General features: G+C 35.8%; 17 protein-coding genes and 1 riboswitch. Of the genes, 8 read left to right on the top strand and 9 right to left on the bottom strand.

The window, feature by feature from the left end; genetic code table 11:
• The first annotated feature begins 279 nt into the window (after positions 1 to 279).
• From COD11_RS05485 to COD11_RS05490, 3 genes are read left to right on the top strand one after another with little or no spacing between them, the layout of a single operon-like run.
• Positions 280 to 741 (top strand): hypothetical protein, encoded by a 462-nt coding sequence (locus COD11_RS05485; protein ID WP_098795757.1) that lies wholly within the window; start codon positions 280 to 282, stop codon positions 739 to 741.
• Positions 742 to 790: 49 nt separating this feature from the next.
• Complete coding sequence (locus COD11_RS27945) at positions 791 to 964, top strand: hypothetical protein (protein WP_369689262.1); 174 nt, start codon at positions 791 to 793, stop codon at positions 962 to 964.
• A gap of 48 nt (positions 965 to 1,012) precedes the next feature.
• The gene (locus tag COD11_RS05490) at positions 1,013 to 1,474 is read left to right on the top strand and encodes a DNA-binding response regulator (RefSeq protein WP_231308718.1); all 462 of its coding nucleotides are present in this window, start codon (positions 1,013 to 1,015) and stop codon (positions 1,472 to 1,474) included.
• Positions 1,475 to 1,757: 283 nt separating this feature from the next.
• Here COD11_RS05490 and COD11_RS05495 read toward each other — a convergent pair whose 3' ends face one another.
• The 5 genes from COD11_RS05495 to COD11_RS05515 all read right to left on the bottom strand — a co-directional run bounded on the left by COD11_RS05495 (position 1,758) and on the right by COD11_RS05515 (position 8,729).
• The gene (locus COD11_RS05495) at positions 1,758 to 2,588 is read right to left on the bottom strand and encodes an ABC transporter ATP-binding protein (protein ID WP_098795758.1); all 831 of its coding nucleotides are present in this window, start codon (positions 2,586 to 2,588) and stop codon (positions 1,758 to 1,760) included.
• A complete protein-coding gene (locus COD11_RS05500) occupies positions 2,588 to 3,619 on the bottom strand; it encodes a FecCD family ABC transporter permease (protein WP_098795759.1) in 1,032 nt (343 codons plus the stop codon). Before COD11_RS05500 ends, COD11_RS05495 begins: the two co-directional genes overlap by 1 nt.
• Complete coding sequence (locus tag COD11_RS05505; protein WP_098795760.1) at positions 3,616 to 4,650, bottom strand: FecCD family ABC transporter permease; 1,035 nt, start codon at positions 4,648 to 4,650, stop codon at positions 3,616 to 3,618. Before COD11_RS05505 ends, COD11_RS05500 begins: the two co-directional genes overlap by 4 nt.
• A 1-nt stretch (position 4,651) precedes the next feature.
• Positions 4,652 to 5,725 carry an iron-siderophore ABC transporter substrate-binding protein gene (locus COD11_RS05510; protein ID WP_098795761.1) on the bottom strand — a complete coding sequence of 358 codons (1,074 nt, stop codon included), beginning with the start codon at positions 5,723 to 5,725 and terminating at the stop codon, positions 4,652 to 4,654.
• Positions 5,726 to 6,068: 343 nt separating this feature from the next.
• Positions 6,069 to 8,729, bottom strand: coding sequence for a carbohydrate binding domain-containing protein (locus COD11_RS05515; RefSeq protein WP_098795762.1), 2,661 nt, complete (start codon positions 8,727 to 8,729; stop codon positions 6,069 to 6,071).
• Positions 8,730 to 9,206: 477 nt separating this feature from the next.
• On the opposite strand from COD11_RS05515, the gene COD11_RS05520 reads away from it, so the two are divergent.
• A complete protein-coding gene (locus COD11_RS05520; RefSeq protein WP_098795763.1) occupies positions 9,207 to 10,292 on the top strand; it encodes a LacI family DNA-binding transcriptional regulator in 1,086 nt (361 codons plus the stop codon).
• Positions 10,293 to 10,387: 95 nt separating this feature from the next.
• On the opposite strand, the gene COD11_RS05525 is transcribed toward COD11_RS05520, so the two are convergent.
• Together COD11_RS05525 and solA are read right to left on the bottom strand one after the other, a co-directional pair.
• The gene (locus COD11_RS05525; protein ID WP_098795764.1) at positions 10,388 to 11,185 is read right to left on the bottom strand and encodes a LysM peptidoglycan-binding domain-containing protein; all 798 of its coding nucleotides are present in this window, start codon (positions 11,183 to 11,185) and stop codon (positions 10,388 to 10,390) included.
• A gap of 171 nt (positions 11,186 to 11,356) precedes the next feature.
• Entirely contained in the window at positions 11,357 to 12,499 is a 1,143-nt protein-coding gene (gene solA / locus COD11_RS05530) for an N-methyl-L-tryptophan oxidase (protein WP_255301542.1), read from the bottom strand.
• 147 nt (positions 12,500 to 12,646) lie between these two features.
• Positions 12,647 to 12,752, top strand: a riboswitch (SAM riboswitch).
• Positions 12,753 to 12,964: 212 nt separating this feature from the next.
• Between solA and COD11_RS05535 the strand changes: the two genes are divergently transcribed.
• The 4 genes from COD11_RS05535 to mmuM are packed head-to-tail and all read left to right on the top strand — an operon-like array spanning position 12,965 to position 16,251.
• Positions 12,965 to 13,789 carry a transporter substrate-binding domain-containing protein gene (locus tag COD11_RS05535; protein ID WP_255301543.1) on the top strand — a complete coding sequence of 275 codons (825 nt, stop codon included), beginning with the start codon at positions 12,965 to 12,967 and terminating at the stop codon, positions 13,787 to 13,789.
• A 21-nt stretch (positions 13,790 to 13,810) separates the two neighbouring features.
• Positions 13,811 to 14,533: an amino acid ABC transporter permease gene (locus tag COD11_RS05540; RefSeq protein WP_098795765.1), complete on the top strand. Its 723-nt coding sequence runs from the start codon at positions 13,811 to 13,813 to the stop codon at positions 14,531 to 14,533.
• A complete protein-coding gene (locus COD11_RS05545) occupies positions 14,530 to 15,267 on the top strand; it encodes an amino acid ABC transporter ATP-binding protein (RefSeq protein WP_098795766.1) in 738 nt (245 codons plus the stop codon). The genes COD11_RS05540 and COD11_RS05545 overlap by 4 nt, the downstream gene beginning before the upstream one ends.
• A 48-nt stretch (positions 15,268 to 15,315) precedes the next feature.
• Positions 15,316 to 16,251, top strand: a complete 936-nt coding sequence (mmuM, locus tag COD11_RS05550; protein WP_098795767.1) for a homocysteine S-methyltransferase — start codon at positions 15,316 to 15,318, stop codon at positions 16,249 to 16,251.
• 103 nt (positions 16,252 to 16,354) lie between these two features.
• Here mmuM and COD11_RS05555 read toward each other — a convergent pair whose 3' ends face one another.
• Together COD11_RS05555 and COD11_RS05560 are read right to left on the bottom strand one after the other, a co-directional pair.
• Positions 16,355 to 17,389 (bottom strand): acyltransferase family protein, encoded by a 1,035-nt coding sequence (locus COD11_RS05555; protein WP_098795768.1) that lies wholly within the window; start codon positions 17,387 to 17,389, stop codon positions 16,355 to 16,357.
• 92 nt (positions 17,390 to 17,481) lie between these two features.
• Positions 17,482 to 20,748, bottom strand: a complete 3,267-nt coding sequence (locus tag COD11_RS05560; RefSeq protein WP_098795769.1) for a trifunctional glycoside hydrolase family 18/polysaccharide deacetylase/glycosyltransferase family 2 protein — start codon at positions 20,746 to 20,748, stop codon at positions 17,482 to 17,484.
• Between the last annotated feature and the right edge of the window lie 206 nt (positions 20,749 to 20,954).

Consider the following 20,954-nt stretch of genomic DNA (forward strand, 5'->3'; position numbering starts at 1 on the left):
AAGCCTTAACAAATGCAGAAGTATCTACCATAAGTAAATTAACTTTAATTGAGAAATATAAGATAAAACAATTGACAAATTTAGGGAACCTTTTAAACTATAATTGACTCTATCCTCAGATTCTTCTGCAATAAAATCTTCTATACTTCCTGTTAAAGTTATCATTATAATTTTTAACACACTTATATTTTCTTCTAAATTACATTTCTTATTTTTCACTTCACATTTATACCAGCTAATTTTTAAAATACTTAAATATATAAAGGAGATGATTGTTTCGTGGCATCAAATATGTATGCTGTTAAATGCTTATGTTGTGGACGTTCTGCATTTGAAGATTTTTATTACAAAACTGATGAGCAGTATACTTTTTGTATGAGATGCAGATATTATTATGCTAAAACAATTAAAAAGTCAACGATGGACACTATTGAATACAAGGAAGAGAAAAGCGGAGGACATGGAATATTTATACTAGAAAATAAAGACGGAAGTCGGGAAAAAGTATCTTTGAACCGTAGTCTCACAAATGAACAATTAAAAGAGTTAAAGAATGCTCTCAGGGGAGAGAATGTTAACGGGAAAAAGAGTTACTTAGTTACTTACGAAAACGGAATATTTACCATACTATTCGGGAACCCGCCTGAAAATTTCTATTTGTCGTTTGAAGAATATTGTGAAAAGATGTTTGCGAAGTATGGGGCTTCTGACTATGACTTTATGATTCCGATTGAGGAATAGCATTAGTCTTTGAAGATAATTTGAAGAAGAGTTGAGGATGGAGGATTTATTGGGTAGGAGGAAGGATGCATTGGGATTTGAAGAAGATTATCAGGTCTTTATGAATGCTCACTTGCAAGCAAGAAACGGAGAAAGATTACGACGATTACAAGAAGGCCACAACCAAGCTGAAAAATTGTTTTTGGAACAAGTGTGGTGGCCCTCATTTTATCATTTTCAATAGCTACATCCAGAGTATGAGGTTAATGATTTCAAGGAAGACAATAGATATTTGGATTTTGCTTATATTCGTCCAGCCATCCGGATTTGTTTCGAGGTCGACGGGTATGGCCCTCACTTAAGGAATATAAGCAGATGGAAATTTTCTGACAATCTAGAACGTCAAAATCAGTTGGTGATTGACGGATGGACCGTGATCCGCTTTTCTTATGACCAAGTTAAAGAGAAACCACGACGATGTCAGCAGGTTATTCAGCAAGTGGTTGGCCGTTGGCTAGGTGAAGATCTGGACCAGATCTCTCTGTCCTTTGTTGAGAAGGAAGTACTACGGTTTGCCATTCGAAAAGGAGAAGCCATTTTCCCAATAGAATTGCAGAATCATTTGAAGCTAAGTGACAAGACGGTAAAAAAAGTCCTTTCTCAACTAGTCGATAAAAAGGTGCTGATTCCCGCATCTGGAGTTACAAGGGTTCGTTCTTATAGGTTGGGGAATCAAGTTAAGCACCTGATTTAATAACAGACGGAAAAATTCCGCTTAAATTGCTATTTATATGAAAAATAGCTTAAATAGACGGAGATACTCCGATTATTAACCCAAAATGTATGAAAATAGCGAATTTTAGTTTGAATAAACGGGAAATTTCCCCTTATATTCTTCAAAACAAGCTCATTGCTTGATTTAACCGGAGAATTTCCGCTTATTTTACTTATTTTTATTACTAACTACAACAAAAAGGTTGCGGACAACCCCTCATAAAGGACTATCCGCAACCTATAAAGAACATCGCTACAACTCTTTAACTAAAAGTCAATTCCTTATTAGCTATATTTTTCACATGATGCCGCCCAATCGGCACCACCGAAGGAGAACCAGAAACCGGATCCTCCACAACAGTACAATGTAACCCAAAAATATCCTCAATCAATTCACTTGTAATAACCTCTTTTGGTGCACCCTCTGCAACTAGCTTTCCTTTATAAAGAGCAAAAATATGGTCTGCATATCGTGCGGACAGGTTGATATCATGAAGAACCATGACAATGGTTGTTCCGTATTTTTGGTTAAGGTCTGTTAGCAGGTCGAGAATTTCAACTTGATAGGTGATGTCTAAATAGGTTGTTGGTTCATCAAGAAACAGGATGTCTGTTTGTTGTGCTAGAGCCATGGCAATCCATACACGCTGCCTTTGACCACCTGAAAGTTCATCAATATGTCGATCTGCAAATTCAGTGATTTTCATCATTTCCATTGCTTCAGCAACAGCTTCATAGTCCTTTTTTGTCCAGCCCTTTAAAAATGACTGGTGTGGAAATCTACCTCGTCCAACTAAGTCTGAAACGGTTATTCCCTCAGGGACAATAGGGGATTGTGGAAGTAATCCTACTACACGGGCTAACTGTTTTGGTGGAATGCTATGAATTGATTTTCCACCTAAGGTAACTTGGCCGGAAGTAGGTTTAATCAGTCTAGCCATTGTTTTAAGAAGGGTAGATTTACCACAACCATTTGCACCGATAATAATGCTTATTTTATTGCTTGGAATGCTGATACTTACATCATGTAAAATCGTTTTATTATCGTATCCGGCAGTGATTCCTTCAGCTTGAAAAGCATGTGTTGGTTTCATTATAAATCTCCCTTTCGATTCATTCGGATTAGCAAGTAGATCAAGTATGGTGCTCCAAGTATGCCTGTAATCACACCAACAGGGTATCTAGCAACAAATGCGAATTGCCCTATAAGATCTGATGCTAAAACTAAAATGATGCCAACAAGACCTGCTGGGATCACACCTGAAAATCCAACACCAACTAGTCTTTTTGCGATAGGTCCAGAAAGGAACGCAATAAAAGCAATAGGTCCAGTTGTAGCGGTAGCTAACGAAATAATAAGCACCGAACTGATAATAAGGACAAATCGTGTCTTATTTGTATCCACTCCAAGTGAAGTAGCAGCTTGCTCCCCAAGTTCTAACATATCTAATCGTTTTCCGAACGCGATAATAATTGGGGCAAAGATAAGAACTGTGATCATAAGAGGATATAGTTCCTCCATTTTAGCTCCATTTAGACTACCACTTAGCCATCTCATTGCAGTTGGAAGATCATGCTGCTGACCAATCAGTAATAAGTAAGATACAACAGCATTTAGCATGGCTTGAATACCAATTCCTATTAATATTAATCTACCAATTGAAAAAGAAGTACCTTTTGATAAGAGAAAAATAACGATTACTGTAGCAAGTCCACCAATAATAGAAGCAATTGAAACAAAGGTATTACTTGCATGAAGAACAATGATACAAAAAACAGCTGCAGCACTTGAACCAGCTGTTATTCCGATCACATTAGGATTTGCTAGGGGATTACGAAGCATCGTTTGAAAAACATATCCAGCAACACCAAAAGCAAATCCAGCAAAAACACCTGCAACCATTCTTGGAAAACGAATTGTTCCTACTGCAAATGATGCACCTTTTACTTTCTCACCTAGTAGGACACTTATGACATCTGAAACAGGATAAATGGTGTTTCCTAGCATAAGCATTGTGCAGCAAAGTGCAAAGGCGATGAGTGCAAGTAAAGAAGTTACAAGGACAAAACGACGACGTCTTTTTATTCTACCTACCATAATAAGATTCATTGATTCATTCATCATAGTGCACGCATTTTCGCTTTCATAGTTATTAAGATTAAGATAGGAGCCCCAATAAATGCTGTAACAACACCAACTTCAAGCTCACCAGGACTTCCTAAAATTCGACCGAAAACATCTGATATTGTTAGGATAATGGCACCTGAAAGAGCAGACATTGGGATAACATATCGCAAATCAGGACCAATCAAAAGTCGAATCACATGTGTTGCTAATAAACCAATAAAGCCAATAGGACCTGCGAGTGCAGTTGCTACACCACACAATAGTACTCCACCAAAAGCAGCAATAAGCCTAAGTGTTCCTGTACGTACACCTAATCCAGTAGCAGCTTCATCACCTAATGCTAATGCATTTAGTGCTGGGGCAGTAAAGATGGCTATTAGGATTCCAACAATAAGAAAAGGAATAAAAAGAGAGATTGAGCTCCAATTTCCTGCGCCGACACTACCAACCTGCCAAAATCTAAACTGATCCATAACGTTTGAGCGAGGAATCATGATGGCCATTACAAGAGAGGATAATGCAGCACTTGTAGCAGCACCTGCTAAAACGAGTTTAAGGGGCGTGGCTCCGCCACTCCCCATTGAACCAATTCCGAATACAAAAATGGCAGTTAGAATTGCTCCTGCTAATGCAAGCCAAATATATTGACTAGCACTACTAATATTTAAAAAAGAAATTCCACATACGACGAATAGTGCTGCCCCTGTGTTAACTCCTAATATGCTAGGGTCTGCAATAGGATTACGAGTAACCGATTGCATAAGAGCACCAGAAACTCCTAATGCAGCACCACACATAAAACTAAATACGGTTCTAGCAATTCTTTGGCGAACAACATTTGCTCCATGCGAATCCACATCAGGATGGAATAAGCCGTCAATCAGCTCATTCCATCCAACTATGCGAGATCCAAAGGCAAGAGAAGCCAATACACATATACCGAGTAAAACGATAGAAAGTATAAGTACTTTCATAAAATTTTTCGGTATAAGTAACTGCTTATTTTCTGAAACGGATGTATGATCCATTTTATTTCACTTTGCTTACAGCTTCTGAGAGTAATGTTAAATACTCATCAATTGAGTACTCAATTGAAAGTGGGCTTGGAGTACCTGCTGCTGCAAGTGGAGTGTTATCTCCAATAATAACAACAGACCCTCTCTCGATCGCTGGTATTTTTCCAAGGATTGGATCAGCCTGTAGAGCTGCAAGTGTATTTTCATCACCATATGATACTAAAATTTCAGCATCATTAAGCATGTCTGCATTTTCAGCACTTACTTCTATATAGAAACTATTAGGATCAGTCATTTGACTTGTAATACTTTCAGGATATTCCATTCCTAGCTCAGTAAGGAAAGCTCCACGTGGATCTCCTGGTGAGTAGATGTAGAACTTAGATAAATCTTCGGCACTAATACTTACAAATGCAGCCTTTTTCCCTTTAATTTCAGCATGTTCACTAGCTTTTTCTTCAATTAATTTCTCTGTGTCAGCAATAAGTTGTTTACCTTCTTCTTCCATTCCCATACCCATAGCATTGAATGTGACTTGTTCACGCCATGAAGCTACCCAAGGGCTCGTTTGATAGGCAACAACTGGAGCGATTTCACTTAATGTATCATATTCTTCTTGAGTAATACCAGAGTATGCTGCAAGAATAACATCAGGATTAACATCTGCAATTGCTTCAAAATCTAAACCGTCAGTATCTTGAAAGATAGTTGGCGTTTCTGCATTAAGTTCTTTTAACTTTTCTGAAGTCCAAGGTAACATACCGCTATCATCTTGAACACCATAGTTTGCAGCTGAGAAACCTACAGGCACAACACCAAGAGCAAGAGCGACGTCATGGTTTGACCATGCAATCGTAGCAACGCGTTCAGGTTTTTCTTCAATAGTTGTTTCACCAAATGCGTGTTCAATCACGATTGGATATTCAGTTGCTGCTTCTTCGGTTTCAGAAGTTTCCGTTGTAGACTCTTCATTCGGGGCTGGTTCAGATTTTGCATTTTTTTGCTCACTTGAACAACCAGCAAGTACAATCAGGAGCGTTGCAATTAATAATGTAGTAATTAATGAAGTATTTCGTTTTACGTTCATTTGTATATCCTTCCTTAATTTAAGTTTGTTTGATAATAATTATCATTATCATTAATGTATATCTTAATTGAGAAATTGTCAATAGAATATTCAGAGTTCAGTACAGGTTAAAAAAACGAACAAAGGTATGAGATTCTCATTTTTAGAGGCTTTAATAAGGCGGGAAAATAGAAGCAATGAATACCTAAAATGATTATCATATGAAAACAGAAAAGGGCTGGAGAGAATATCCTTTGGACACATTTTACCAATTGGAGTGTGAGTGCTTAATCTCTTTAACAAACGTTTATTTATTTTATAAAAAAATAGCACTATTTCTCAAAGGGAATAGTGCTATTGACTGTTAAATGAATTTTTTTCTACGAACTTTAATAGCTAAAACTGAGCCTAAAATGACTACTAATAATCCTAAAGCTAGTAGGTTAAACGTGCTAGTTGCAGTGTTGGGTAATTTTTGTTTATCTCCAGAATTTTCAACCTGTTTTTCCGGATCTTTAGTGCCCGGATCTTTAGTACCCGAATCTTTAGTACCCGGATCTTTAGTGTCTGGATCATCAATGCCTGGATTCTCAGTGTCCGGATCTTCAGTGCCTGGAGGATTTTCTGGATTACTATTGTCTTCTACTTTCCTAATAATAACATTGTCAATAAATACATCCTGTATTTCTGCTGGTGTTAATCCATCAGCATCTTTTCCTAAAGCAAAACCAAATTTGGCTGATGGATCTGTTGGTTCAGTCATTTTAAACTTGTAGGTAAATGTCTGTAATGTATCTGTTAAATCTACCGCTTGATCAAAGTATCCTGTCCAATTGTTGTCTTCTTCACCATTATGTTGAATTTGTACACGTAATGGTCGTTCCACAGTAGACTTTGCATCAAAAGATACCTCATAAGTAGCATCTTTTTCGATATTCATTCCATGTTGGAATAATTGAATGTTCCAATCAGCAGTACCAATATCAGTAATACCTGCTTTAAATTGTCCATCTTCGTTAACTGCAAAAGTTGCTTTACCAGGATTATATGCTTCTGCACTCCAACCAGCTAAGCCGTCAAAGATTCCATTTTTAACAAGGTTATCTTCTACCTGCTCCAATGGTAGTCTTTTCATGAATACATTATCAATGTACACATCGTTTTGATTACCACCAATATTAAATTGGAGCTCAGATCTATTATCCGTTGCAAGATTATTTGTAAAATCTAATGTGTATTTTTGTGTAGTTGGTGTTAAGTTAACTGTTTCTTCATGTATTATTTCAGATTTTGAGTTCGTTATAGCTACCTGAATATTTCTTTCTGCTTCTGCACTTGCCTCGAAGGTTAATTGATATGGTTTTTCATTTTCTAGGTTAAAGCCATTTTGAGCTAATTGTACTGAATTTTTATTGTTACCACCATTGCTAATTAGTGCTTCAAATCTTCTTTCATTAACTGCACTTCCGATATATTTAGTTGCTTTTGCTGATTCGTCTGTTCTAAATTCCCAATAACCCATTCTCTCAGTACCTTGGTCAAAAGTACCGTTATAGATGTAATTTCCAGTTGGAAGTGGATCTCTTACAATTTTTGATGGATCAACAGGAGGTGCATCGGCAATTTTCTCTAATTTTACATCATCAAGTGAAATATCACCGTCGTTTAGTCCCATATTGAATTCATATCGAGCTTTAATATCTGTTTCATCATTCATAGTAAATTCAAATGAATAATCTTTCCAAGAGGTTGTTAGAGTGAAGGGATCTTGACCAGCATAATCTTTCCAACTTCGATCTCCATCTCCACCTATTTTAACTTTTACTTGTCTTTCAGCCTCTGCTTTTGCTTTAAAGGAAGCTTTATACTTAGCTCCTTTTATAAGATGAATTGGTGCTTGAAGCAATTGAACTCCGTGCTCGACATTACCGCCAGATTGAATTTGTACATCCATTGCACCGTTATTTGGTGCAAGATTAGCCATTGCGCCACCATCTTTAGAGAATGTCCAATAATCAGAGTATTTAACACCTTCTACACCGTCTACATCAGAGTCATCTATATCAAAGCTACCATTGTAAACGTAGTTACCATCCTCAAGAGGAGCTCTAACATCGTCTTCTTTCTCACTTATAGGCTTATCACGCACAGGGTACTCATCTTTTTGATAGACTTTTACATAATCAACTGCCATTTGTTGAGGGAATACCGTAGTTTCATCAGGATTGCCTGGCCAGCCGCCACCTACTGAAATGTTCATAATTAAGAAGAAATCTTGATCAAATGGTGCTGGATAGGTATAGTTATCGGCATTAGAATCACTTTTATTGAACCAGTCATTTGCAGTGTGATATAAATTTCCATCAAGGTACCATCTAATTTCACCAGGTTCCCATTCAATGCTGTAAATATGGTAATCATCAGCAAAAGATTGACCCTTAGGTAAATAATAATGTCCTTGTCGTTGTTGATGCGGATTACCGAAGTGGATCGTTCCATGGATTGTACCAGGTTCATGTCCTAACAGTTCCATAATGTCAATTTCTCCACTAACTGGCCATGTACCATAGAATGGTTCATCCTCTGGCATCATCCAAATTGCAGGCCAGATTCCTTGTCCTGAAGGCATCTTCGCTTTTACTTCAACTTTTCCATACGTCCATTTTTGTTTACCTTTGGAAATGAGTTTAGCAGATGAGTAATTATATGTTTTTCCATCTGCCTCTGTAATGTCTTCTTTCCTAGCCTCAAGAATAAGAGATCCATCTTTAACAAAGGCATTATTTTCTGTATACGATTGTATTTCTCCGTTATATCTACCATTTGTAGGAACATCATAACTCCAGTTTTTCATGTTTATATCGTTGCCATTAAATTCGTCAGACCAAATTAATTCCCAATCTTGTGAAGCTGAGCTTGTACCATTTGATGGGTTTTCAGCAGCTGAAACAATACTTTTAAAGGGAAAGCTTGAACTAAATAGAATAACTGCAATTGAAAGGATAACCAATTTTCTAAAATTCATCATTAACCTCCATATTATTAGAATTTTATTGCTAAATGTTTGTTAAAAGTAATCACCACCTTTAAAGAAACCGGTTTCTATAGATTGTATAAAATATTCATATATTACTTGAAACTATTTCAAAGTGAAATGGTTAAAATTTAATCTAGTTATCTCCTTATTAAGAAAGTAATTCCGCACCTACTAACGCGTGTTAGTAAAAGTGTAAAAAAAAACATTAATCACAGTTATGTATTTGCCAACAGTAACAGAAAACGCTTTCAATAACGATATTAAACGATAAATCAGAAAATTTCAATCACTTTGAATGAAAAAATTCCCAGTGTCTTTAATATTTAATTCCCACTAATTAAATTAGGTCTATGACCTTATGGAAGCCTCTCTTTATTTTAAAATAATGAATTTAAATATGGAATAAATCACCAAATATATTTTCTGATATAATATGATACATATCATTGATTAGGTGGAGACTTTATGCGCAGTGAGGACTTAGCTAAACTTTTAGGATTATCTAGAAGTACAATATCAAGAGTTATTAATAATTACCCAGATATACCACAATCCACAAGAGATAGAGTTTGGAAGGCTATTGAAGAATACAATTACGCTCCCAATGCTTCAGCACAAAAGTTAGCTGGCATAAAAAATAAAATGATTGCAATCATTTTATTAGATGTAAAAGATAGTGAGGAACCTCATCATATCAAATCAACGGATGATACTTTAATACATGATAACCCGTTTTTTTCTCCAATTGTTAGTGCAGTCAGTGACCAAGCAAATAAAATGGATTATTATGTTCTTATCTCTATTGCATATTCAAAAGAAGATTTAAAAAAAGTCCAAAGTATTTTTTATCAAAAGATAATTGATGGAGCCATTTTTGTAGGGACGCAGGAAGCAGAAAACGATCTTATATTTAATTTGATAGAACAAAAACATTTCATTGCTATGATAGATACGAGTGAGGTTTATAACAAAAATCACAATGCGATCTATATTAATGCGGATAACTATGAAGGTAGCGTTAAGGCGGTATCGTACTTATTGGAACTTGGACATACTTCTATTGGCATTATTACCGGAAATTTAAATAAATTGTCTGCAAAAGAAAGGCTAGCAGGATTCAAAACAACGCTAATGCAACACGGAATAGAGATGACAAAGGATGCTATTTACCATGGTGATTTTACGGAGAGAAGTGGATACGAAGGTGTAAAATATCTCCTTAGAGGGCCTAATCCACCAACAGCCATTTTTGTAAGCAATGATACGATGGTAATCGGTGCCTATAAAGCAATAAGTGAATTAGGGTTACGCATTCCGGAAGATATTTCAATCATTGGATTCGATAACTCATTTTTTTCATCTTATCTAAATCCACCACTAACAACAGTCGAAATTTCATTTTCAGATATCGCTAAAAAAGCAACAACCCTTCTTATTGAATCAATTGAGAAAGAACAGCAACAGGGGATTGTAGAGAAGGTGAATGCTACTCTTATCAAAAGAGGATCTTGTCGAGCAATTAAAAGTGATGACGAATGTATGAAGATTTAACCATACAAGTAACTATGATCGTGCATTAAAAAAGAAGACAGGTTTAAGTAACCTGTCTTCTTACAACTAGATAACGAATTATTTTTAAGGTCTCCTTAAAACCTCACAAGCACCTGAACCAAATCTTCAATCCTACCATCTCGTGGACTTCGAGTGTAAATCCATAGCTCTCCAGACCGAGCAGTCGGTTGCTGATTAAATGTGATTGGAATGGAGAAGGATCCATATGCAGGGGCACCTGCTGTTGTTTGGATCGGTGCTTCCTGGGTTACAACTTGACCATTATCATCAACAATACGATAGAGAATGACTCCTTCAAAGGCACGGGCAAATCCTGATAGCTGCTGTCCAGCACGAATAACTGTCCCAGGTAATGGTTGAAAAACAACAATATTTTTAGACGTTGGAAGCGGGATAATAAGTTGATACCCAGGGTAAATAACATCAGGTGAGATACCTAGTCGCTGGCGATTGGCATTAAGTAGTGTTGATAAAGAAATGCCAAAGCGTTTGGCAAGTTTGTTTAATGTGTCTCCTTGTTCAACTAAATAAACAAGAGCAGGAACACGAAGAACTTGATTCTGATAGATAACGTTAGGGTTAACAATTTGTGTATTTACCCCTTGAAGTAAATCGACATATGTTGAATATCGTTGAGCGATCCTATTTAATGATTCATCAGTACTAACAATGTGATTCACCTGTCTATTACCAGGTGTTGAGATAACTAATACCTCACCAGGAAAGATGAGATATGGATCTGTAACAGGAGGGTAGATCGCATTTGCTTCTACTAGAAGAGGAACAGTTCCTCCAATTCTCGAGGCTATGGAATACACGGTGTCTCCTTGTTTAACCGTGTAAACAAAAGAAGTACCATCAACGATAGGCATTACGATCACTCCTATGAATGTTTTGCTAATCGTATTTATGATATTCGTTGACTTAAGGAAGGATGATGATTATAGAAAACTAGTAAAATAAATTTTTTTACTTTATGATGGTACTCTTTAGATCATCCTTAAAATCTATTCCATAACAGGCATAATTAATATAGAAAAAAATCACAAACCAAACCTCTTGAGTGAAAATATTGAAAGATCAAACTTGCTTTGTCCGTTCACTGCTAACTCGCTTAATACTTCTCCCATTACGCTCGCAAATTTAAAACCATGTCCAGAGAAACCACATGCAAAAATAATGTGATCATGCTTAGGATGGTGATCGATAATAAAATGATTGTCCCTTGAAATTGTATATAAACAAGTTTTACCTTGATTTAGTAATCCGTTTGCTTCGGGCATGTAGTTTTTAAGGAAAAAACGGAGTTCGTCTTCATCTGTATCAAATAGTCCAAAATTCTGAGTATGCTTGTTAGGATCTATATCTTGTCCACCATCTGATCTTCCAATTTTAAGACCTGCCCCATCTATGTTTGGGAATCCATAACACATATTTTCCTTATCCTCTATATAAAAAGATGGGAAGTAAGCAACATCATACAGGTCAGCAGGTGCGTCAAACCAACCGAAGGCTTTACGTGTTGGTTGAATAGGAAGTGCTAGATCTGGTAATAGTTTAGAAGCCCATGCACCAACAGTAACAATGACCTTTTTAGCCCAAAATACCTTACTTTCAGTTATAATTTTGACAACAGATTTGCCATCTGTTTCAATTTGCTGAACAGGAGTATTTGTCTCAAGCTGTGCTCCATTATTAATAGCAATTTCTTTATAGGCTTTAATAGCATTCTCACTGTAGATTAACCCTGATTCTGCTTCAAAGCACCCTATAAAATGTTCTGGAACAGAAAATCCGGGCCATCTTTTTTTTATTTCATTACTAGTAAGGACCTCTATAGGCAATTCGTATTTGTTTGCAGCAGCTATTGTTTCCTGAAGAAATGGAGAGTCTTTTGGTCCGAGTCCAATAACACCTGTTTTTTCAAAAATCTTATAGCCAGTCTGTGATTCTAACTCCTCCCATAATTGTTGAGCGCGTTTTACCAAACTTACATACTGTCTGCCTTCACCATAGGCATGCCGAATCATCCGAGTATCTCCATGGTGACTTCCGCGATTATGTGGTGGATCAAAGGCGTCTATTAAAACAGTCTTTACTTTCTGTTGAGCTAAAAAGGCACCAGCTGCCATTCCCATCGTACCTGCACCAATGATTGCTACGTCAAAAATATTATTCGTTTCCAAATTATATGTCTCCTTATAGATAATAAAATTTTATTGTTTGCTTGGAACTTATATGTATGTTTTAAACCATGAAATGGGAGTTAGTAGAAATTTTGTTTGACAATAGTCTTAATATTAAATAATATCATAATATATTAAAAACTGAATATCTTATCACGAGAGACTGAGGGACAGGCCCGACGACGTCCAGCAACCATCATTTTTTATGAAAGGTGCTAATTCCTGCAGAGTGTTTCATTCTGAGAGATAAGGTTTAGATAGTAAAGCCTCTTTCTGATTGAAGGAGGCTTTTTTTATTAAGTTTTTGGAACTTGTGATTATTATATATGATAATTCGAAATTTACATAAAATTAAAAATAAATATTGCAATGCCGATTCTATTCGTTATAATAACAATATTATTCCTATGATTTTAGTAAGAATTAAACAATGACATCATAATCTATTAAAAAAGGAGTCAATGAATGAAAATGAAAAGAAAATCTCGTTTACTTGTACCAATAATTGCACTAATAGGACTAGCTGGAATAGTAAGTGGTTGTTCATCAAAAGAAACAGCAAATGAAGATACAGGCGATAAAGTCATTTTAGTTGGAACACAAAATGATTATCCACCATTTGCTTTTGCTGATGAGAACAATGACCTTACAGGATATGATATTGACGTAGTGAAGGAAATTGATAAAAAGCTAGATGGTTATACGTTTGAATTTGTTGCAACACCTTGGGATAGTATGTTTCTTGCACTAGAATCAAATAAAATTCAAGCAGTTGCTGATCAAATTGCCAAAACACCAGAACGTGAAGAGAAATACTTATTTACAGACGAATCTTATTTTGCTGCAGAAACAGTTATTGTTGTGAAATCGGGTCGAACTGATATTAAATCAATAGAGGATTTAGAGGGTAAGAAGGTAGGAGTATTGGCTGGTGATTCTTATACGCTTTTGCTAGAAGAACATAATAAGAAGGCTGAGAATGACATTATTTTAAAATATAGCGAAAGTGGTACTCCTTCAGAGATTTTACAAGATGTACAAAACGGGCGTATTGATGCCTATGTTAATGATCCAATCATGATTAGCACCGTTATGGAAAAGTATGATCTTGATGTAGAAGTTGTTGGGCAGCCAATCGTTCAAGATGACATGGGAATTGTATTTAAAGCTGAGAAGCAGGGTGAAGATTTAAAAGCACTGGTCGACCCCGTTATTAAAGAACTGAAAGAAGATGGAACATTAGCTGAGCTTTCGAAAAAGTGGACTGGTGGAGAATATATCCCTGAATAGGGTTGGAGAAGGAAATACAAAATGGAGAATTTACTAGATATTAGTTTTTTAATAGAAAGCTTTCCTGCTATCGTTGCAAGGTTACCTATTACAATTGGAATTGCCGTAGGTTCATTAATTATAAGTTTAGTTATTGGACTTGCTACCGCACTTATAAAGATATATCAAGTTCCAGTATTGAAGACAATCTCTTCTTTTTATGTATCTTTTATAAGAGGCACACCATTGTTGGTGCAGCTTTATCTTGTTTTTTATGGAATTCCAAAAGTCATTTACTTGTTTCAAACAGAATATGGTTTGCTTCAAAATGTAGATGTAAACATTATTGCTCCTGAAGTTTATGCATTATTAGCATTTTCTATTAACTTGGGTGCCTATTTGTCTGAAACAATCAGATCAGCCATAGAATCTGTTGATCGAGGTCAGTTTGAAGCAGCTAAGGCTATAGGGATGAGTCCATCGCAGATGATGTTAAAAATTATTTTCCCACAGGCTTTAGCAGTTGCAATCCCTAATTTGGGAAATATGTTTATCAGTACAATTAAGGACACTTCACTTGTATTTATTATTGGTGTTATTGATATTATGGGACAAGCCAAAATTATGGGCTCACGTGGGTTGGCCTTTTTTGAAGTTTACATAGCTGTTTCTATCATTTATTGGATTCTATGTATCTTAATTGAGAGATTACTTATTTTAGTAGAGAAGCGTGTCCGGAGATATGAAAGAGGGATAGTCTCATGATTCATTTAGAAAATATCCATAAATACTTTGATCAACAGCATGTGTTAAGAGGGATTGATCTTTCTATTAATAAAGGAGAGGTTGTCTCTATTTTGGGGCCAAGTGGATCAGGGAAATCAACTCTATTACGTTGTATAAACTTCCTGGAGACTCCTACTAGTGGAATTGTTGAAATTAATGGTACGAGAGTAGATGTTGAGTCAGCAAACAAGGCAGATGTTCTTGCTTTAAGAACATCAACAGGAATGGTCTTTCAACAGTATAATTTATTTAAGAATTTAACTGTGCTACAAAATGTCATGATTGGCTTAACAAGTGTAAAGCGTATGAATCCAGTTGAAGCTAATAAAATAGGAAAAGATCTTCTTGAAAAGGTTGGCTTGAAAGATCGATTAAATCATTATCCAGCACAGCTTTCAGGAGGACAACAGCAAAGGGTAGGGATTGCAAGAGCACTTGCACTTAATCCAGAAGTGTTATTATTTGATGAGCCAACCTCCTCTCTTGATCCAGAGCTAGTTGATGAAGTTTTATCAGTGATAAAAGCTGTTGCAAATGAAGGGAATACAATGCTGATTGTAACACACGAGCTTAATTTCGCACGTGAGATTTCTGACCGAGTTGTTTTTATGGAAGATGGAACAATCCTTGAAGAGGGAACAGCAGAACAAATTTTCAGCAATCCTAGCGTTGAAAGAACGAAGAAATTTTTAAGTAAAGTATTAAAGAAGTAATGATGTGATTCCTTCTTGTAGCTTTACTATAGGAAGGAAAAGAATGAAATGAACCCAATTGAACAGATTTTAAGTGATTTTCCAATTATGATTATTGATGGGGCTATGGCAACAGAGCTCGAGAATTATGGGTGTAATTTAAATGATCGCTTATGGTCAGCCAAGATATTATTAGAAAATCCAGAGTTAATAAAACAGGTTCATACTGATTACTTTAAAGCAGGTGCAGATTGTGCCATAACGGCAAGTTACCAAGCCACAGTTGAAGGATATATAGAAAGAGGCTTAACTGAGGAAGAGGCAATCAAATTAATTAAAAAGTCTGTTCAAATTGCAACGAAGGCTCGCGATGAGTTTTGGGAAGAAGTTAATCAGCCCTCAAACCGACCAAAGCCGTTAGTGGCCGCTTCTGTTGGTCCGTATGGGGCATTTCTTGCAGATGGCTCCGAATATCGAGGGGATTACGAATTAGGCGAAGAAGAATTGGTTGTCTTTCATAGAGGAAGAATTAAAATCTTGGTAGAAGCAGGTGCTGATATCCTTGCCTGTGAAACAATTCCATGTCTTCTAGAGGCCAAAGCCATTATTAGAGTACTAAAGGAATTTCCAGGGGTTTATGCTTGGATTAGTTTTAGTGCAAAGGATGAAAAACACATTAGTAATGGAGATAAAATAACTGACTGTGCAAAAGAGCTAGATGGAGAGGAGCAAGTAGCGGCAATTGGTATAAATTGTTCATCTCCAAACTTCATTGACTCACTAATTAAAGAAATAAAGGGTAGAACCTCTAAACCAATTATTGTTTACCCTAATTCAGGTGAGGAATATGATGCAATGAGCAAGACATGGAATGAAACATCATCTACAAATCAATTTTCCTATAGTACTCAACGTTGGTTTGATGCAGGTGCGAAAATTATAGGTGGTTGTTGTAGAACGAAGCCTGAGGATATAGAAGCTATTACTAAATGGGCGCGCGGGTAATGGTTTAAATTTAAAATAATAATTACATCGTCAGAAAAGACAGGTAATAGGGATACCTGTCTTTTCTATTTCATAGTTAATTTTTGAGGAAAAAACACTTCAATTAAAAACGGCTTTTTAAATGTTTAACAAGAGGTTTTTCAATATATGAATGAACCAAGCATCCAACACATGTAATCATTACTAAGAGAATGATCGTTGTAGCTACTCCACCGATTTTCTCAAACAATCCTATCTTATAGAAAAGATGGGAAAAAGTATTTAACGGCAGGTTGTGAGCTAAATAGATTGATAATGACGCATTGCCTAAATAGTTAAAAAATCTTGGTAAGGTGATATCTTTTTGAAGATCAATTGAGGCGAGGCCAAAAATGATTAAGGCTGATGCTAAACCAGTGCTAACATCAAAGCTTAGGTTTATAATTTTATGGACCTCATTAAGCCATGTTAATGGAAAAATAAGAAAACCAACTCCAGCAATTGTTATGGCAAGCTGTAAATTTAATGTGGTACTTTTTACTAAATATGCACAAAACATCCCTGCTATAAAAATAAGGTTATATTCATAAAAAAGGAAATAAAAGATTGAATCTTCTGACCAGAAAATATTCGTTAAAAATCCAAGTGTTACTAAAGTCCAAACAAATAAAATAACTTTGGAGATAACTTGGTTTTTGAGAAATAATAAGGCGAAGATTATATAAAAATAAATTGTATAAACTAATGACCAGGCAATATCAAGTATAGGCTCCATTCCTTCAGGGTGTGGTATAAGGAGAAAAGAATGAACGATAGAATCGTAGTTTATCTCGTTACCAAGACCGAGGAATGGAAAAAATATAAGCACTGGTATAGCGATGCATGTTAGGATCCAATACAATGGATAAATTCTAATAAATCTGTTTATTAGATAGGATTGTAACTGACTAGGCTGTCCAAGCTTTTCCTGATAAATATAAAAAAGCATGAAACCAGATAAAGCAAAGAAATAATTTACGCCTCCAGAAATAGGGAGAGATGCTAAACCTAGTACATTATAGTCCCAATATCCTTTCATGTTTGCTGATACATGAAAAAGCATAACAAGGATCGGAACAATTGCCCGGGAAAACTGTATTAAGACCAGTTTTTTCCTCACACTTTACCTTCCTTTCTAAATGGCAGGAAACCTTGGGCTAAATTAAAAACTCAAGATTTCTCTAACCATTTATAGCTTTGTAATCGAGGAGATTAGGGTAGTAGAACATTCCCTGAGCGTTTCAGTTTATTCCAGCCAATTAAAACTCCTTTTGCAGCAAAGGCTAATGCTTTCCATACTGCATAAGTTAATAAATGACGGTAAACGATACGTTGTAAAACAAGTAGTAAAAGCGGTTTTGTACTCAATTTTTCTAGTCGAAATGCGTAAAATGTAACGAGAAGATCGACTAGGAAAAATAGGATATAATAAGTGACAATTCTTGGCGTATCACCGAACAGGCCGATTAAGAAAACAATATCAATAAGAGGTGTTAACGATTGGAATGCATATTGTGACCACATATAAGGAAGTCCGATGAATCCAAGTCCTTTTTGTTTTGGATTAAAAAGAGCTCCTGAATGCTTCCATAAGCATTGAAATATTCCATAACACCATCTAAATCGCTGTTTTATGAAACTCCTAATAGTTTCTGGTGCTTCTGTATATCCAAGTGCTTCAGGCTCATAATGAATGCGATAACCCATTCTGAGTAATTTCAACGTAATATCTGTGTCTTCTGCCAAGGTATCTCCAGCAAAAAAGCCTGCTTTAATAATGGCGCTTTTACGGAAGGCACCTATTGCTCCTGGAACGACAGTTATACAATTTAATTCATGAAACGCTCTTTTTTCAAGATTAAATCCTGTTACATATTCTACATGCTGCCAAAGAGTGATAAGATTTCGTATATTGCCGATTCGTACATTTCCAGAAACGCCTGCCACTTTTTTCTCGCTGAAATGGTTAACAAGTAAAGAAATAGTATCTGGAGTAATTGATGTATCAGCATCCAACATCACGATAATTTCTCCTCTGGCCTTTAAAACTCCATGGTTAATTGCTGCCGTTTTACCTTCATTTGGCTTTAACATTTGATGTAAAGGTCTAGAACTTTTCCTTGCTATTTTCCAAACGATTTCAGATGTTTTATCTTTTGATCCGTCATTAACAACAATGATTTCAAAGTAGGGATAATGGCTCCTAAGAATGGATTGTAGGGTTTTTTCAATAACGGTTTCTTCGTTATATGCGGGGATGACAATACTGACGTAAGGTTGATATCCTGGCGAGGTTTTAGAAAGTGAATGATTTTTGCTATGTTTAAGGCTGAAAAGGAATAGAATCAGTAAACGCAATATACCTAAAATAATGCCGAGCATAAAAATAACTGTACAAATATGAACGATCCAAATATAAATTGTGTTAGCAATTTTATAAAAGAATACGTATGGAAATGGTTCTTCTTCTACTTTAGGCATCATTTCTAGTCTGCTTTTATTTATAAGATCTGCTGAAGTAACAAACGTATAACCTTTATCTTTTAATGCTTTAATGATTTCTGGAAGTGCTTCGACCGTAGCTGATCGATCTCCCCCTGAATCGTGCAGCAGGACGATATGACCATCAGATAGATGATCTAGTGTGTTATTTAGAATGTCTTTGCTTGAAGTTACGTTCCAATCTTTTGGATCAATATAGGCCCCTACCATTGTGTAGCCCATTTCTTGAGATTGTAAGTAGGGCACTAACTCTTCGGTGCTATCAGACTCAAGATCTATTGTATAAGGTGGTCGATAAAGAGTTGTAGAGTGGCCGGTTATTTGTTGAATTAACCGCTGCGTTGAATTTAGTTCTGCCTGCAGCATTTTTGGGCTATCTTCTGTTATATCTGAGTGACTGAAGGTATGATTACCAATTTCATGTCCCTCTCGATGAATACGCTGAAGAATATCAGGGTAAAGCGCGGCCTTTTGACCTACAATAAAAAAGGAAGCACGAACTTGTTCTTTGCTTAATATATCTAAAATTTTTGGTGTGAAAGCTGGGTCTGGACCATCATCAAAGGACAAAACGATCTTTTTATCCGGAGATCCTCCGTATTTTTCAATGTAATGTAGAAGTGGATATTTGTGATAAACTTCATTGCTAATAAAACCGTCAGAATCTAATGTGATCTTTCGTTTTCCTTCTTGAGAAATACCTGATAGGCGAATAATTTCTCCGTTTCCTTTCGTCATAACCGGTATTGGATTTTCAATATTCTCTAAATTTACTGAAGTTGATTCCATGGTAAATGTATTACTAACATATTTCCATAAGCCGGGATCTTCATATCCTAGCTGATCAATTGCAATTCCTTTTACATCATGTGTTAACGCAACTTTTATTTGATTGTAAGAAGTAGCAGCGTCTAAAAACCAAATTGTATGAGGGACATTATTCTTTGTAAATCTAATATAAGGATTCATGCTGTTTGAGTCCCATTGAGCTTTAAGATTTGAAGAGTTAGCAGCCTCCATCACCTCGTGAAACATCAAACAGTTAACGAGTGCCTTTCTCTCCATATCCCATTCATATCCTTCATTGCTTAAAGATACGATTAACTTCTCGGAAGGAATAGGCAATTGCTCTAGTTTTTGTTGAAACCAATCAATGGGTGCAACAGGTTCTGGTTGCTTCAATTCATGTAGCTGCTTAAAGAACTTCACTATAATTCGATCTGCAGTAGCGGCAAGTTTACTATAATCATAGGCATCATTTTCAGGAGATACTGTTATCATGACTTGAAGATCACTGGTATGAAATTTCTGATATAATTCGGTCATAAACATCGTAAACGAATTTGTATTATCTACACTTATTTCTTTAAGATCAATATTGATCCCTGTAAATTGGTTTTCTCTAATCTTTTGAAAAAGTGAGTTTATTAAAACTGTACGAGTATTCTCTGTGTTGAGTAGCTCATTCAGAACAGCCTCATCTGTATCCTTCGCTAAAGAAAAAGTAGGCATTATCTTTACCTTATGTTCACGTGCTAAATCAATAATCTCTTCTTCATCTTCTACGCTGAGAGTTTTATCGGAATCCAGCCAATACCAGTTTGGAACCAATACTCCAAGGGAATCAATGTTATTCTTAAAAGATTGTTCACTTACCTTATCCCCAACTAAATAAAATCCATATATTTCCTCTTTTAATATCTTGTAAGGCTGCTGTTGATTCCTATCGGGGAGTTGGAATTCTTTTTTGGTTTCCTTAAAAGGTTCATTAACTGGCTGAATGCTAGAGCTCTTCTCAAGATGAACCTGAGGAAGTGCTGGGTTATTAAATAAACTAAAGCCGATAATTGAGAGTATCGAGGAAAAGAACATCAGTAAAATCAGTAAGGCTAACCAAATTTTCCTCCATCGTTTTCCAGTAGTATCTTGGAATATGAATTTTTTCCTACTTTTAGACTTTCCTTTATTAAAAAACATACATTCCCCCCGTCCTGTTGTTGTGCTTAACTAGTTGATAAAGGGTGGTTGTGTTTTATTTCCTTTTTTTGGTAAAAAAATAGATGTATATTACAAAGTCTATTCGTAAATAGGAAAAAAGTTGCTTGTTCCTATAGGATATATTTACGATTTTAAAGTATGTAATATGAAGTTATGAAAAAAAAGATCATGCATTTTTCACTTGC

It is taken from the genome of Bacillus sp. AFS040349 (assembly GCF_002577655.1).
Taxonomy (GTDB): domain Bacteria; phylum Bacillota; class Bacilli; order Bacillales; family Bacillaceae; genus Metabacillus.

What these genes read in the sequence shown, in the direction of transcription:
- COD11_RS05535 (WP_255301543.1), top strand. Translation starts at nt 12,965, where the DNA reads ATGAAAATGAAAAGAAAATCTCGTTTACTTGTACCAATAATTGCACTA.
- COD11_RS05545 (WP_098795766.1), top strand. Translation starts at nt 14,530, where the DNA reads ATGATTCATTTAGAAAATATCCATAAATACTTTGATCAACAGCATGTG.
- COD11_RS05505 (WP_098795760.1), bottom strand. Translation starts at nt 4,650, where the DNA reads ATGGATCATACATCCGTTTCAGAAAATAAGCAGTTACTTATACCGAAA.
- COD11_RS05540 (WP_098795765.1), top strand. Translation starts at nt 13,811, where the DNA reads ATGGAGAATTTACTAGATATTAGTTTTTTAATAGAAAGCTTTCCTGCT.
- mmuM (WP_098795767.1), top strand. Translation starts at nt 15,316, where the DNA reads ATGAACCCAATTGAACAGATTTTAAGTGATTTTCCAATTATGATTATT.
- COD11_RS05560 (WP_098795769.1), bottom strand. Translation starts at nt 20,748, where the DNA reads ATGTTTTTTAATAAAGGAAAGTCTAAAAGTAGGAAAAAATTCATATTC.
- COD11_RS05495 (WP_098795758.1), bottom strand. Translation starts at nt 2,588, where the DNA reads ATGAAACCAACACATGCTTTTCAAGCTGAAGGAATCACTGCCGGATAC.
- COD11_RS05525 (WP_098795764.1), bottom strand. Translation starts at nt 11,185, where the DNA reads ATGCCTATCGTTGATGGTACTTCTTTTGTTTACACGGTTAAACAAGGA.
- COD11_RS05510 (WP_098795761.1), bottom strand. Translation starts at nt 5,725, where the DNA reads ATGAACGTAAAACGAAATACTTCATTAATTACTACATTATTAATTGCA.
- COD11_RS05520 (WP_098795763.1), top strand. Translation starts at nt 9,207, where the DNA reads ATGCGCAGTGAGGACTTAGCTAAACTTTTAGGATTATCTAGAAGTACA.
- COD11_RS05500 (WP_098795759.1), bottom strand. Translation starts at nt 3,619, where the DNA reads ATGATGAATGAATCAATGAATCTTATTATGGTAGGTAGAATAAAAAGA.
- COD11_RS05515 (WP_098795762.1), bottom strand. Translation starts at nt 8,729, where the DNA reads ATGAATTTTAGAAAATTGGTTATCCTTTCAATTGCAGTTATTCTATTT.